The sequence below is a fragment of the Streptomyces sp. NBC_01214 genome, assembly GCF_026340975.1.
Taxonomy (GTDB): Bacteria; Actinomycetota; Actinomycetes; order Streptomycetales; family Streptomycetaceae; genus Streptomyces.
In genome coordinates, this window is the sequence record NZ_JAPEOS010000001.1 from 2,061,484 (window position 1) to 2,075,357 (window position 13,874).

At 70.8% G+C, this 13,874-nt stretch carries 15 protein-coding genes; 9 read left to right on the forward strand and 6 right to left on the reverse strand.

Annotation, left to right across the window (positions count from 1 at the left end; all coding sequences use genetic code 11):
- The first annotated feature begins 119 nt into the window (after positions 1-119).
- Both OG594_RS09960 and OG594_RS09965 read left to right on the forward strand, forming a co-directional pair.
- Positions 120-440 carry a hypothetical protein gene (locus OG594_RS09960; protein ID WP_266597305.1) on the forward strand — a complete coding sequence of 107 codons (321 nt, stop codon included), beginning with the start codon at positions 120-122 and terminating at the stop codon, positions 438-440.
- Between the two features lie 106 nt (positions 441-546).
- Positions 547-1,311, forward strand: a complete 765-nt coding sequence (locus OG594_RS09965; protein WP_266597307.1) for a maleylpyruvate isomerase family mycothiol-dependent enzyme — start codon at positions 547-549, stop codon at positions 1,309-1,311.
- Between the two features lie 82 nt (positions 1,312-1,393).
- On the opposite strand, the gene OG594_RS09970 is transcribed toward OG594_RS09965, so the two are convergent.
- Positions 1,394-2,266, reverse strand: coding sequence for a helix-turn-helix domain-containing protein (locus OG594_RS09970; protein WP_266597309.1), 873 nt, complete (start codon positions 2,264-2,266; stop codon positions 1,394-1,396).
- A gap of 204 nt (positions 2,267-2,470) precedes the next feature.
- Positions 2,471-2,947 carry an ATP-binding protein gene (locus OG594_RS09975; RefSeq protein WP_266597311.1) on the reverse strand — a complete coding sequence of 159 codons (477 nt, stop codon included), beginning with the start codon at positions 2,945-2,947 and terminating at the stop codon, positions 2,471-2,473.
- Positions 2,948-3,062: 115 nt separating this feature from the next.
- Here OG594_RS09975 and OG594_RS09980 point away from each other — a divergent pair, with 115 nt between their 5' ends.
- From OG594_RS09980 to OG594_RS10005, 6 genes are all read left to right on the forward strand, one after another.
- On the forward strand, positions 3,063-3,896 hold the full coding sequence (locus OG594_RS09980) for a helix-turn-helix transcriptional regulator (protein WP_266602757.1): 834 nt from the start codon (positions 3,063-3,065) through the stop codon (positions 3,894-3,896).
- A complete protein-coding gene (locus tag OG594_RS09985; protein WP_266597313.1) occupies positions 3,893-4,099 on the forward strand; it encodes a DUF397 domain-containing protein in 207 nt (68 codons plus the stop codon). Before OG594_RS09980 ends, OG594_RS09985 begins: the two co-directional genes overlap by 4 nt.
- Complete coding sequence (locus OG594_RS09990; RefSeq protein ID WP_266597315.1) at positions 4,096-5,280, forward strand: hypothetical protein; 1,185 nt, start codon at positions 4,096-4,098, stop codon at positions 5,278-5,280. The genes OG594_RS09985 and OG594_RS09990 overlap by 4 nt, the downstream gene beginning before the upstream one ends.
- Before the next feature lie 43 nt (positions 5,281-5,323).
- Complete coding sequence (locus OG594_RS09995) at positions 5,324-5,821, forward strand: GNAT family N-acetyltransferase (protein ID WP_266597317.1); 498 nt, start codon at positions 5,324-5,326, stop codon at positions 5,819-5,821.
- A 205-nt stretch (positions 5,822-6,026) separates the two neighbouring features.
- Positions 6,027-8,096, forward strand: coding sequence for a phosphocholine-specific phospholipase C (locus tag OG594_RS10000; RefSeq protein WP_266597319.1), 2,070 nt, complete (start codon positions 6,027-6,029; stop codon positions 8,094-8,096).
- Between the two features lie 147 nt (positions 8,097-8,243).
- The gene (locus OG594_RS10005) at positions 8,244-8,675 is read left to right on the forward strand and encodes a GNAT family N-acetyltransferase (protein WP_266597321.1); all 432 of its coding nucleotides are present in this window, start codon (positions 8,244-8,246) and stop codon (positions 8,673-8,675) included.
- A 2-nt stretch (positions 8,676-8,677) separates the two neighbouring features.
- Here OG594_RS10005 and OG594_RS10010 read toward each other — a convergent pair whose 3' ends face one another.
- The 3 genes from OG594_RS10010 to OG594_RS10020 all read right to left on the reverse strand — a co-directional run bounded on the left by OG594_RS10010 (position 8,678) and on the right by OG594_RS10020 (position 11,389).
- Complete coding sequence (locus tag OG594_RS10010; protein WP_266597323.1) at positions 8,678-9,574, reverse strand: phosphatase PAP2 family protein; 897 nt, start codon at positions 9,572-9,574, stop codon at positions 8,678-8,680.
- Positions 9,575-9,668: 94 nt separating this feature from the next.
- Positions 9,669-10,679 carry a DUF389 domain-containing protein gene (locus tag OG594_RS10015; protein WP_266597325.1) on the reverse strand — a complete coding sequence of 337 codons (1,011 nt, stop codon included), beginning with the start codon at positions 10,677-10,679 and terminating at the stop codon, positions 9,669-9,671.
- Between the two features lie 104 nt (positions 10,680-10,783).
- Complete coding sequence (locus OG594_RS10020) at positions 10,784-11,389, reverse strand: TetR/AcrR family transcriptional regulator (protein WP_266597327.1); 606 nt, start codon at positions 11,387-11,389, stop codon at positions 10,784-10,786.
- Positions 11,390-11,626: 237 nt separating this feature from the next.
- On the opposite strand from OG594_RS10020, the gene OG594_RS10025 reads away from it, so the two are divergent.
- Positions 11,627-12,835, forward strand: coding sequence for an NAD(P)/FAD-dependent oxidoreductase (locus OG594_RS10025; protein WP_266597329.1), 1,209 nt, complete (start codon positions 11,627-11,629; stop codon positions 12,833-12,835).
- Here OG594_RS10025 and OG594_RS10030 read toward each other — a convergent pair.
- Positions 12,832-13,863, reverse strand: a complete 1,032-nt coding sequence (locus OG594_RS10030) for a LacI family DNA-binding transcriptional regulator (RefSeq protein WP_266597331.1) — start codon at positions 13,861-13,863, stop codon at positions 12,832-12,834. The two genes, OG594_RS10025 and OG594_RS10030, sit on opposite strands and share 4 nt — an antisense overlap.
- Positions 13,864-13,874 lie beyond the last annotated feature (11 nt).

Here is a 13,874-nt window from a genome sequence, read left to right on the forward strand (position 1 = left end):
GGGCGCAGGGGTCCTGCGGCCGGGACCTGGGCGGCTCCGGCCGGCCGGGACCACTGCGTATCCGTCAGATCTCCACGTGCCACCCGGTGATCACCGCAGTCCGTGATCTACTCCTGGGCATGGTGCCGACGAACCACTGCTGCGAGGTGATGAGCCGCCGCGTGAACGTGCGCTGTGACCAGCACGACGACCCCTTCGCCTGCCCGGACGCGCTGATCGCCTTCAGTGCCAAGTTCCAGGAGTACGGGCTGATCATCCACGACGGCGGCACGTCGAGCATCACCGTCGGGTTCTGTCCCTGGTGCGGACGGCGTCTCCCCGAGTCACAGCGGGACCGATGGTTCGACGAGCTGGAACGCCGTGGGATTGATCCGTGGGAGGACGAAGTCCCTGCCGAGTTCCAGGACGACCGCTGGCTCGCCGCCCTGCCTCGGGACTGACCAACCGACAGCCCCTCGCGTCACTTCCGATACACGCCCTGAGGACATCCCAGTTGGGGGCCTAAATCGAATGCGAGAGTTTCGGTCCGGGTGGTACAAGGTCTGGGTGACTGAGCATCTCTACTTCCCCACCCTGCTGCGGATGATCGACGAGCGTTCCGCCGCGTTCCGCGCCGCCGTCGCCGCGGCCCCCAGCCTCGACGCCGACGTCCCGTCCTGCCCGGGCTGGACGCTGTACGACCTGGCGAACCACCTCAGTGAGGGGGACCGCTTCTGGGCCCACATCGTGCGGAACACCGCGCCGGGCGACGAGCGGCCGAGCAAGGACGGACTGGCGGCGCCCAGGGAGCGCGAGGCCCTCATATCCTGGCTGGCCGACTCGACGGAGCAGCTGCTCACTACTCTGCGCGAGGCCGGCCCGGACCGGGGCTGCTGGGCCTGGTGGGAGCCGCTGGCCTCGCCGCACACGGTGGCCGCCGTGGCCCGCCGCCGCGTCCCGGAGTCGCTGATCCACACCTACGACGCCCAGTTGGCCTCCGGTAACCCGCAGGAGCTGCCGACGACCGAGGCGGCCGACGCCATCGAGGAGTTCCTCGCCACCGTCTGCACCGGCACGGTCCCGTGGCCGGGCGAGCCCGCGACCATGGACTACCACGCAGCCGAGGCCGGCTCCTGGCGCCAGACGGTGGACGCCGCCGGTTCCCGCTTCACCCGCCTCACCGCGGCGGAGGCCGCCGAGAGCAAGCCCACCGCCGCCATCTACGGCACGGCGAGCGAGATGGCCCTACTCATGTACATGCGCATCCCGGCCGGCTCGCTGCGGATGGAGGGCGACGCCGACCTGCTCCAGCAGCTGCAGAACTGGGGCTAAGAGAACACCTCGTTCGGAGAGTCTGCGGGTGCAGATGATGGCTGCGGTCTCGATCCCGAAGGCCCCTTACCAGGGGAACGACCTACGCGGCTGTCGCCGCCGTGGCCGGTGGTGGGGTGCAGCCGCGGCAGAGGCCCGAGGTGGGGGAGCGGAAGGCCAGGTCGCACTTCTCGCAGGTGCGGAGCGGATGGACCTCGCGGTCGGGGAGTACGGGGTGTGCCGCCCAGGGGTCCGGGAGGCGGGGCGGGAGTTGTTCGCGCAGGCGGTGGGCGAGCAGCCCGGCCGGGGAGTGGATCACCGTCGGTGGCAGCCCGCGCGTCAGGGCGGCGGTGACGGCGCCCGGCACGAGCCCGCGCTCCAGCCATACGGCTGCGACGGGCGCCATCCGCACCGTGTCGCGCTCGGAGAGCGCCAGCCGGGGATCACGCAGCCGCAGCCGGGCCAGTAGCTCCCGTGCCCGGAGCTCGACCTCCGGGACGTCTGCCGGGGCGTCTGCCGGGGCCTCGTCCGGGGCGGGTTCGGGAGCAGGCTCCGGGGCGGGGGCCGGGGCCGGCGCCGGGGTCGGGGCTGGGGAGGATTGCGGCTCGCGGCGCTCGCGGGTCGTTTCCGCCGACCTGGCGGGCGGGTTGTTGTACGAGACCGTGCAGGTCACGACACGCCCGGACGGGAGCCGCTCCTGGAAACGGGCCAGGTAGCCGTGCGCCTCCAGCTCGCGCAGGGCGGCGGCGATGCGGACCTCGCCCTCCGGGAAGCGTTCGGCCAGGGCCTTGATGGTCACCTTGCGGCCGGTGGGCAGCGACTGGATGTGCGTGGCCAGCCCGATCGCCGTCATGCTCAGCTCGCGGTGCTGGGCGAGATGGTTGCCGATCTTGACGTAGCCGCGACGGTGTTCGTGGTTGATGTGCCGGATGCCCGACGGGACGCGCGCAGGGGCGCTAAGCTGCTGGTCAGCCATGGGGAAGGTCTGGTCTTCCGCTGTGGTCAGGCCCTCGCTCGGGATGCCAGTCCCGTACGAGGGCCGTACGCGTTTATGGGGTTGTCGGGAGTCAGAGTGCCCGGCGAATTGTCATATGCGCCAGCCAGGTTGGGGTGATTCACCCGACTGGGTGAGAGGGGAGGGGGAGGTATGGAGAGGTCCTTTCCCCCGGTTATTTGTTCTTTAGGCATCGTGCGCGACCGGTAGCCGATCCACCGGAACGTGGAAACCTCGATCCGGTGAAATCGGACTCCCCAAATCCATTTCCGCCCATACGGTTTTCAGTGGCGCGGGACCGTGATCGACTCCCCAGCGTGCGGCGAACGCGGCGACCAGGACCAGCCCCCGTCCCGATTCCGCCCCCAGCGACGCTGGCGCTGCGGGCGGTGTGAACTCCCGCCTGGTGTCGGACACTTCGATACGCAGCGTAGGCCCGTCCGTGATCCGCAACGCGAGCCGGAAGTTCCGCCCCGGTACGCGGCCGTGGGTCACGGCGTTCGCGGCGAGCTCGGCGACGACCTGCGCGGCGTCCTCGAACGGAAGTCCTTGTTCGGTGAGTTGGTTGACCGTGAGGGTGCGTGCGGCGCGTGCTCCGCGGGGGGTGGACGGGAGCGTGGCGACGAGGCAGGTTTCCTGATTCACGTGACTCAGCGTGGCCATCCGTGCGTAACCTGAACAGAGTTGAGGGCGCTGTGTACGACGGCTGTCCAAGGTCGTCTCGTCGTGTCCTCCCGGTCCCGCGGAGGTGGCAGTGAGCACGGACGGCACGGACGGCATGGACGAGTCGAGCTGGGAACTCGACCCGGAGGACGAATCCGGGGCGGTCATCGCCGCGGTGGGACGCCAGTTGAAAATGTGGCGAGAGGCGAGCGGGCTCGACCGTTCCAAGTTCGGTGAACGGATGGGTTACGGCGCCAATCTGATCTACAAGATCGAGCGAGGTGCGCGCATTCCGCGTCCGGAGTTCTTGGACAAGGCGGACGAGGTCCTGGGGGCGGGTGGGAAAATCGCCGCCATGAAGGAGGACATTCAGCGGGCGCGGTATCCGAAGAAGGTTCGGGATCTGGCCAAGCTCGAATCCGAGGCGGTTGAGCTGGGTGCCTACGGGAACCACAATCTGCACGGGTTGCTTCAGACCGAGGAGTACACGCGGGCGCTGTACGAAATGCGGAGGCCTGCCTACTCGGCGGACGAGGTGGAACGGTACGTCGCAGCTCGAATGGCTCGGCAGGAGATCTTCCATCGACAGCCGTCACCCGCACTGACCTTCGTCTTGGAACAGGTCACGCTGGAGCGAACGATCGGTGGGCGAGACGTACTTCGCAGGCAGTTGGAGCACCTGCTCGATGTCGGCCGACTGCGTAACGTCGAGATCCAGGTGATGCCGACGGATTCCGAGGACCATGCAGGCATGGGAGGCCACCTTCAGGTGGTGAAGATGCGGGACGGTTCGGCGGTCGGGTACGTCGAGGCGCAGCTGCCGAGCCGCTTGATCACCGACGCCACCGACATCCAACTGCTCGAACTCCGTTATGGGATCATCCGTTCACAGGCCCTCAGCCCACGGCAGTCGAGAGCCTTCATCGAGAAAGTGCTGGGAGAGACATGAGCATCAGGCCCTCGGTCGGCGACCCTTCCGCACTGGAGTGGGTGAAGAGCAGTTACAGCGCCAGCGACAGCAACGAGTGCGTCGAGGTCGCCCACACCCCCGGCACCGTCCTCGTCCGGGACTCCAAGCGGCCGGACGACGCCCGACTCGCGGTCACCCCGGCCGCCTGGAGCGGCTTCGTCGCCCACGCCGTCGCCTCGTGAGACGGGTGGATTCCGCCGTCGAGGCCGTGCACCGGTACCGGCGGCCGGAGCCGGCGTGCTGGGACGCCGTGGTCGAAGCGGTCCGTTCCGAAGCGTCGAGCTACGACGCCGACCACGCGTTGATCCAGGCGGGCCGGGCCGTCGTCCGGCATGCCGACCGGATCGCCGACGACCTCCGCCGTCACCAGGGGTCGTTCGGGACCGCCGTCGGCCACGGCGTGGAGGTGCGCGCCCTGGCCCTCGCCGGGATGGGCGACCTGCGCGCGTTGCCGGCCCTGCACAGCCTCGGTAAGCACGGCGGCCTTCCCACCCAGCGACCGCAGGCCCGGATTCTGGCCGAGCTGCCCGCGGCAGGGCTGGTTCCCACGATGCGGGCCACGTTGCAGAAGGGCCGCTACCGGGCGGAAGCCACCCTCGAAGTGCTCTCGGCCTGGGGACCCGGTGCCGCGCCCGCCGTGCCCGAGGTGACCCGGTTCCTGGACACCGAGTACGCCTACGACGCCCTGCGCGTCCTCGGTCGGATCGGGCCCGCCGCGGCCGGGACGGCGAACCGGCTGGTCGACTTCGTCACCGGTCGTGACCCGCGCGCCGGCCGGCACCACGCGCGCCGCGCCGCCTGGGCGCACTGGCGGGTCACCGGCGATCCCACCCTCGCCCTCGACGCGTGCGGAGCAGCGGTACGGTCCGGGACGGCGAGCCACGGCCTGCCCTTCCTCGCCGATCTCGGCCCGCTGGCCGCGGCCCACGCGGACACGGTGCGCGGCCTGTTGGACTCGCCCGGAGCCTGGACCCGGGTGGCCGCCGCGCACGCGTACTGGCGGATCACCGGGGACCCGGAGCCCGCCGTACCCGTCCTGCTGGCGGAGGTGGACCCGGCCTGGGCGGGGCACCCGGCCGTGCCGGTGCAGGAGGCCGTCCGCCGCCTCGGGGAGATCGGCGCCCCGGCCGCCGTCGCGGCGCCCCTGCTGGGCCGGATCCTGGCGCAGGAGGAACGGCTCGGCCATCCCTTCGAGCGGATACGGATCCTGGCGGACGGCGCCTACGTCCGCACCCTCACCGAGGCTCTGGAACGGATCGCTCCGGGCGCCGCGGTAGGCCCCGTACCGGCTCCCTCCAAGGAGCTCGTACCCCTGCCGGCTCCCGCACGAAGGCGGATCTTCGGGTTCGGACGCCCGATCTGAGATTCCCAAGTGCCCGGGAACGCGGCGGGGTTACGGTGAGGGCATGTTCACAGTGCGTCGCGCCGGCCCGTACGACGGGGACGTCCTCGGCGAGATCCACGCCGCGGCCTGGGAGGCGGCGTACGCCCCCTTCTTCGATCCCGAGTTCGCCGCACACGGTGTCCGGAGCAGGCGAACGCGATGGCACGACAGGGTCGGGCAGGCCGACACCACGATCCTGCTGGCCGAACACGACGGCCGTCCGCTCGCGCTGACCGCCTTCAGGGCCTCTGAGAACCGGCCCGGTCTCTCCGAGATCCTCTCCTTCTACAGCCACCCCGACGGCTGGGGCAGCGGCATCGCGGCCGCGCTGATGACCGGGACGCTGGGGCAGTTGCGCGACGACGGGTTCGCCCGGACGCACCTGTGGACCCTGCGCGACACCCCGCAGTCCCGCCGCTTCTACAGCAAGTGCGGCTTCACCGAGAGCGGCGCCGCACGCCCCTTCGACTTCGGCGACGGGAAGCCCCTCACCCAGGTCGAATACGAGCGCGCGTGCTGACACCCCGGACACCCGCCGCCGACCGCCGCCGGACGTCCACCACCGGACGTCCGCCGCCGGACGTCCACCACCGAACTCCGGCAGAATCCGACTGCCGTTCGCCTGACGTACCCGCTGCCGTCACACCGGGCTCCCCCTCCGGTCCTCCAGGGGCGCTGTTCTTGGGAGCGCTCAACCACCCTCGACAAAGCAGAGGTCTCTCGCCATGGCAGAACTCAACCGCCGCCGTTTCCTCCAGCTCACCGGCGGCGCCGCCGCCCTGAGCCTGCTCAACGAGAGCATCGCGCGCGCCGCCGCCATCCCCGCGCAGGGGACGACCGGCACCATCGCCGATGTCGAGCACATCGTGGTCCTGATGCAGGAGAATCGTTCCTTCGACCACTACTACGGCGCGCTGCGCGGTGTCCGCGGCTTCGGCGACCCGCGCCCGGTGACCCTGCCCAGCGGCAAGTCCGTCTGGCACCAGACCGACAACGCGGGCAAGGAGACGCTGCCCTTCCGCCCGCCGTCCGACGACCTCGGCATGGAGTTCCTCCAGGGCCTCAACCACGACTGGGCCGGTGGCCAGAGCGCCTTCAACAAGGGCAAGTACGACAACTGGGTGCCCGCCAAGACGCCGGCCACCATGGCGTACCTGACGCGCGACGACATTCCGTTCCACTACGCCCTCGCCGACACGTTCACCCTCTGCGACGCCTACCACTGCTCCTTCATCGGTTCGACCGACCCCAACCGCTACTACCTCTGGTCGGGCCACACCGGCAACGACGGCACGGGCGGCGGCCCGGTCCTCAACAACGCCGAGGCCGGCTACGGCTGGACCACCTACCCCGAGCGCCTGGAGGCGGCCGGCATCTCCTGGAAGGTCTACCAGGACATCGGCAACGGCCTCGACGCCGCCGGATCCTGGGGCTGGATCGACGACGCCTACCGCGGCAACTACGGCGACAACTCGCTCCTCTACTTCAACAACTACCGGGGTGCCCAGCCCGGCAACCCGCTCTTCGACAAGGCCCGCACCGGCACCGACGCCCGCACCGGCGAGGGCTACTTCGACCGGCTGCGCGCCGACGTCGCCGCCGGCACCCTGCCCCAGGTCTCCTGGATCGCGGCCCCCGAGGCCTTCAGCGAGCACTCCAACTGGCCCTCCAACTACGGCGCGTGGTACATCGCGCAGGTGCTGGACGCGCTGACCTCCAACCCCGACGTGTGGGCCCGTACCGCGCTGTTCATCACCTACGACGAGAACGACGGCTTCTTCGACCACGTCGTCCCGCCGTACGCCCCGGCCGACGCGAACCAGGGCCTGTCGACCACGCCGACCGCCCTCGACGTCTTCCCCGGCAAGGCCGGCTACGTCGCCGGACCGTACGGGCTGGGCCCGCGCGTCCCGATGCTCGTCGTCTCGCCGTGGAGCACCGGCGGCTACTCCTGCTCCGAGACCTTCGACCACACCTCCGTGATCCGCTTCATGGAGAAGCGCTTCGGTGTGCACGAGCCCAACATCTCGCCCTGGCGCCGCGCCGTCTGCGGTGACCTGACCTCGGCCTTCGACTTCGCCCGCCAGGACACGGCGCCGGCGTCGCTGCCCGACACCGGTGCGTGGCAGCCGCAGGACCGCGAGCGCCACCCCGACTTCCGGGCCACCCCGCCGGCCGTGGGCAGCATGCCGCGCCAGGAGAAGGGCCAGTGCCGCACCCGTCCGCTGAAGTACGCCCCGTACGTGGACGGCGCCGCGCTCACCGGCGAGGGCAAGTTCAAGCTGACCTTCAGCGGCGGCCCGGACCTGGGCGCGCAGTTCTACGTCACCTCGGGCAACCGGACCGACGCCCCTTGGACGTACACCACCGAAGCCGGCAAGTCGATCTCGGACACCTGGAACACCCGCTACTCCGCCGGCGTCACCGACCTGACCGTCCACGGCCCCAACGGCTTCCTGCGCGGCTTCCGCAACCCGGGCACCACCCCCGGCCCCGAGGTCACCGCCCGCCACAACGCCACCACGGGGAACCTGGACCTCACCCTCACCAACGCGGGGGCGTCGACCGCGACGCTCACCGTCACCAACGCATACGGCGGCGGTCCCAAGCGCCTGACGGTCGCCAAGGGCGCCACCGTCACGTACAGCGTCTCCCTGAAGAACACCCGACGCTGGTACGACGTGACGGTCACCGCGTCCGGGTCCGCGGACTTCGGTCGCCGCTTCGCCGGCAAGGTCGAGACCGGCGCGGCCGGCCTGTCGGACCCGGCGATCCTGACGAACCAGTCGTCCTGACCCTGGGGGGTGTCTTGCCGATCGGGCCGGGCTCGCGGGGTCTCTGGCACCGCTCCCCGATCCGGCCCGATCGACCGGACGCCCCCTAGGCCCGCCCGCAGGGATATGCGCTGGCACGGAACGAACGGTCGCTGGTTGGATGCCGGGATGAGCGATGACCTTCCCGACGGATACGAGATCTCCACCGACGCCGCCCGACTCGACGTCGGACTCGTCCACCGGTGGCTGTCCGAAGACGCGTACTGGGCACTCGGGCGCAGTCGGCAGAAGCAGGAGGACGCCATCGCGGGCTCCGTGAACTTCGGCCTCTACGACCAGGCCTCCGGGGCCCAGCTCGCGTACGCCCGTGTCGTCACCGACCGGGCCACCTTCGCCTGGCTCTGCGACGTCTACGTCGATCCGGGCGCCCGCGGCAAGGGGCTCGGCGGGGCCCTCGTCGACGCGGTGTGCGCGCACCTGGAGCCGTACGGGCTGCGCCGGGTGCTGCTCGCCACCGCCGACGCGCACGCCGTCTACGCGCGGGCGGGCTTCGAGACCCTCACCACGCCCGGGAAGTGGATGGCCCTCGGGCAGCAGTAGCCTCAGGCGCGGGTGCGGACCCGGACCCGGTTCAGCAGTTCCGTGGCCGGGTGCGGGCCCGTGTGCTCGGGGTGGCGGGGCAGGCGGTGGGCGAAGGAGCCGTACCAGGACCGCGAGACCGTGTAGCCGAAGGCCAGGCAGATCATGCCGCCCACCGCGTCGAGCCAGAAGTGGTTGGCGGTGGCGACGATGACGACGAGGGTCGCCGTCGGGTAGAGCAGGCCCAGGATCCGGGCCCAGGGGGCCGAGGCGACCGCGAAGATCGTCAGGCCGCACCAGAGCGACCACCCTATGTGCATGGAGGGCATCGCGGCGTACTGGTTCGACATCTGCTTGAGGTTGCCGGAGGCCATGGAGCCCCAGGTGTGGTGGACCAGCACGGTGTCGATGAAGTTCTGCCCGTTCATCAGCCGGGGCGGCGCGAGCGGGTAGCAGTAGTAACCGACCAGGGCGACGCCGGTGGTGGCGAAGAGGACCAGACGCGTGGCGGCGTACCGCCCCGGATGGAAACGGTAGATCCAGACCAGCACGCCGATCGTCACGACGAAGTGGAGCGTGGCGTAGTAGTAGTTCATGCCCACGATCAGCCACGTCACGGAGTTGATCGCGTGGTTGACCGACTGCTCGACGGCGATGCCGAGGGTCCGCTCGGCGCTCCAGATCCAGTCGGCGTTGGCGAGGGCCGCCGCCTTCTGTTCGGGCACCGCGTTGCGGATCAGTGAGTAGGTCCAGTAGCTGATCGCGATGAGCAGCACCTCGAACCAGATCCGGGGCCGGCGCGGGGCACGCAACCGGGACAGCAGGGTGCGCTCGGGCTCCGGGCGGGTCTCGGTCTCCACCACGGTGGGTGATGAGACGTCCGTCCGGGTTTCCAGTGTCTTCACGCTCGATTCACCCATGGGGAGAGAGTCTGCCAGATGCGTTCCCGCCTCCGATCATCCCTCGGTACGGTCTTCGACGCAGCCGCTCAGACCTGGGTACTACGTCGTCGCGTCAGCCCCCCACCTTCCCGGCGACGATCTGCTGTCCGCGGGTGGCGTCGACCACGATCGGGAGGCCGTCGGGGACCTGTCCTTCGAGGTCGCCGAGGAGGTCCTCGATCGGCGGGAGGGCCCCGGGGCTGCGTACGTGTACGTAGAAGGTCCTGGACTGGGCGTCGACTCCGGTGACCGCCGCGCCGGGGCTGGCGGCGAGCCAGCGCTCGGCGGCGGTCCAGGTCCGCGCGGTCCACGCGTTCAACAGCACCGTGGTCACCGTGTTGGCGCCCAGCGGCAACAGCACCGCCGTGAACAGCAGCCCGAGCATCACGTAGGCGCGGCGCGGGGCCCCTCCCCGGGCGGGGTGGCCGGCGGGCCGGGTGTACCCGAGGGTGGCGAAGACCACCATGCCCGCGAAGACCATGGCGAGGAGGTTGGACACGAAGAGCACCAGCGCACCCAGCGCGAGCCACCACGACGTCTGGCCGGCGCACACGCCCGTCACCACGAGCGGCGGTACCAGGGAGATCGCGATCGCCACCCCCGGCAGGACCGCGGCGACGTCCTTGCGGGACAGCGCCACGGCGCCCGCGAAGCCCGTCGCGAGGGCAGCGATCAGGTCGAGGAGCCCGGGGGAGGTCCGGCCGGAGATCTGACTGTCCGACAGCAAGTCGTACGAGGGGGGCACCACCAGGGAGGCCGCCGCGCCGATCAGGAGCACCAGCAGACCGCCGAGCGCCACGAAGGCGAGGGCGGTGGAGCGGCGGCGCTGCACGGCGCCGAGGGCGATTCCCATGATCGGCGTCGACAGCGGGGCGATGATCATCGCTCCGATGACGGTGGCGGTGGAGTCCGTCAGGATCCCGCACGCGGCGATCACTGAGGACAGCGTGAGCATGGTCCAGAAGGCCGACCGCTTCGCCCGGCTGTCCCCGGACGACAGGTCGAGATCCTCCTGGAGGTCCTCCAGGGAACGTCGCTTGTGGTCGGGCAGGATCCTGTCGCGAAGCCGGCCGGGCATGGGCATCTGCCCAGTATCAGGACCGGGATCCCCGCGCCGTCGCAGCAACACGACCGCCCCGCCCCGCGGCTCGACACCACCACGAGCGTCCGCTCCGCCGCTGGTCGCGGTCACCCGTCCCGATCGGGGCGGACCTCCTGTCGTGCCAAGGCGGTGGTGGCCCAGCCGTTTTCCAGCAGGGCGAACACGTCGCGCATGGTCCGGGCCGGGTCTTCGCTCGCGCGGGCGAGGCCGGGGGCTTCCAGGGCGAAGCGGGCCAAGCCGGTGACGGCGGGGTCTTCCGGGTCGAGCCCGGTGGCCTCGGCGAGGGTAGCGGCCAGTGTCCTCTCGTGACGCGACCACATGCGCCGGGCGTAGTCCCGCAGCGCGGGGGTGGATTCGACGAGGACGAAAGTGGGGTCGTCGGTCCGCACGGCGGTACGGGTGTGCACCATGTGGTCGCGCAGGGCGTGCAGCACGGGCTGACCGGGGACTCGGTCGCGAACGGCGGCGACCAGAGCGCTCTCGACGTCCTCGTCCAGGTCGAAGACGAGGGCTTCCTTACTGGGGAAGTGCTTGAAGAGCGTGCTCAGCGAGACGTCGGCCGCCTCCGCCACCTCGCGCACGCCGACGTCGTCGAAGCCGCGCTCGGTGAACAGCCGCACCGCGGCATCCGCCAGGGCCTGCCTGGTCCGGGCCTTCTTGCGTTCCCGGCGTCCTGTTGTCATCTCGGCCATCCCCCCATCGTAGCCCCCTTGGGTCGATTCGATCGCAAAGGCGATCCACTAGAAAATCGGAGCGGTTGTACTTTTAGATCGGCTGTGCTTCTGTGCTCAGGTACGCCTGACCGGCACTCAGCCGCCTGCTCCCGGGGGCGCGTTACCCGCAGCGGAACGGCTGATCCGTCCTGCCCGGGACCGGGCGTCGCCGCATGACCAGCACTCTCTTCAACCATCGAACGGAGCGTGACCCTCATGTCCACCACCCCTCGCATCGCGATCGCAGGCGCCGGCCTCGGCGGCCTCGTCTGCGCGCGCGTCCTACAGCAGCACGGCGTGCCGGTCACGGTCTTCGAGAGCGAGCCCGACCCCCGCTCCCGCGCGCAGGGCGGCACTCTCGACATCGATGAAGCCACCGGCCAGGCAGCCCTGCGCACAGCCGGACTGTTAGACCAGTTCCTCGCCCTGTCCCGGCCCGAAGGCCAGGAGTGGCGCCTGTACGACCGCCACGCGACCCTGATGCGCCACGACCGGGCCGGCGAGGGCGATCTGAGCAGGCCCGAGATCGACCGCGGCCAGCTGCGCGCGCTCCTGTTGGACTCCCTCGCCCCCGGCACGGTCCGCTGGGGCCACTCGGTGAGGGGAGTCACGCCGCTCCCCCGCGGCATCGCCCGCCTGCACCACCACGCCCGCACCGGCGAGGACTTCGACCTGGTCATCGGCGCCGATGGCGCCTGGTCGCGGGTGCGCCGCGCGCTCAGCGACGCCCAACCCTCCTACTCCGGTGTCACGATGGTGGAAGCCCACTTCGACGACGTCGACCACCGTCACCCCGGCATCGCCCACCTGGTCGGTCGCGGCACCATGTCGGCCAAGGCGGGCCGCCGCAGCCTGGTGCTCCAGCGCAACAGCAACGGACACGTCCGCGCCTACGTCACCTTCCGCGGCCCCCAGGACTGGCACGCCGGCCTCGACCTCGCCGACACCGCATCCGTACGCGCGCGCCTGCTCGCCCAGTACCAGGGCTGGGACGAGCGCCTGCTGGACATCCTGCGCGACAACGAGGGCGGTTTCACCAACCGGCCCGTGTTCGTCCTTCCGGTCGCCCACTCCTGGCAGCGTGTCCCCGGCATCACCCTGCTCGGCGACGCCGCCCACCTGATGCCGCCCGTCGGCGTCGGCGCCAACCTCGCCCTGCTCGACGGCGCCGAACTCGCCCGAGCCGTCATCGACCGGCCCACCATCGACGAGGCCCTCGACGCCTACGAAAGCGCCATGTTCCCCCGCGCCACCGACCATGCGAAGACCGCTCAGCAGATGCTCACCACGCTGATGCCCGACACCGACTCCGACGCCGCAGCCTTCCCCGACACCCTCTGGCCGGCCGGCCCGCTCCCCGACCCGCCCCCCGCTCGCACCATCGGCGCGGGCAGCCGGTCACCAGATCCGAAAGGGGCGGCCTAGTCCCGGCGGCGCTGGCCCGGACCCGAGGCCGTGGAGCCGCGCACCACCAGCTCGGGCAGGAAGACGAACTCGCTGTGCGGGGCCGGCGTACCGCCGATCTCCTCCAGCAGGGTCCGGACCGCCGCCTGCCCCATCGCCTGCACGGGCTGGCGGATCGTCGTCAGCGGCGGGTCGGTGAACGCTATGAGCGGCGAGTCGTCGAAGCCGACCACCGACACGTCCTGGGGCACCTTCAGCCCCTGCTGCCGGGCCGCCCGGATCGCGCCGAGCGCCATCATGTCGCTCGCGCACACCACCGCCGTGCAGCCGCGCGAGATCAGCGCGGCCGCGGCGGCCTGGCCGCCCTCCAACGAGTAGAGGGAGTGCTGGATCAGCCCCTCGATCTCGGCCTCGCCGAGTCCGAGCCGCTCCTTCATCCCGAGCCGGAAGCCCTCGATCTTGCGGAGGACCGGTACGAAGCGCTTCGGTCCGACCGCGAGCCCGATGCGGGTGTGCCCGAGCGCGGTCAGGTGGGTGACGGCGAGGACCATCGCGGCCCGGTCGTCGGGCGAGACGAAGGGGGCCTGCACCTTCTCGGAGAACCCGTTGATGAGGACGTACGGAACGCCCTGCCCGCGGAGTTGGTCGTAGCGGCCCATGTCGGCCGTGGTGTCGGCGTGCAGGCCGGAGACGAAGATGATCCCGGAGACCCCGCGGTCCACCAGCATCTCGGTCAGTTCGTCCTCGGTGGACCCGCCGGGCGTCTGCGTGGCCAGCACCGGCGTGTACCCCTGCCGGGTCAGGGCCTGGCCGATGACCTGGGCGAGCGCGGGGAAGATCGGGTTGTCCAGTTCGGGGGTTATCAGACCGACGAGCCCCGCACTGCGCTGGCGCAGCTTCACGGGCCGCTCGTAGCCGAGTACGTCGAGGGCGGCCAGCACGGATTCACGGGTGCCTGCGGCCACACCGGGCTTGCCGTTGAGCACGCGGCTGACTGTGGCTTCGCTGACCCCCGCCTGGGCTGCGATGTCGGCTAGCCGTGCGGTCACGGGATTGGACT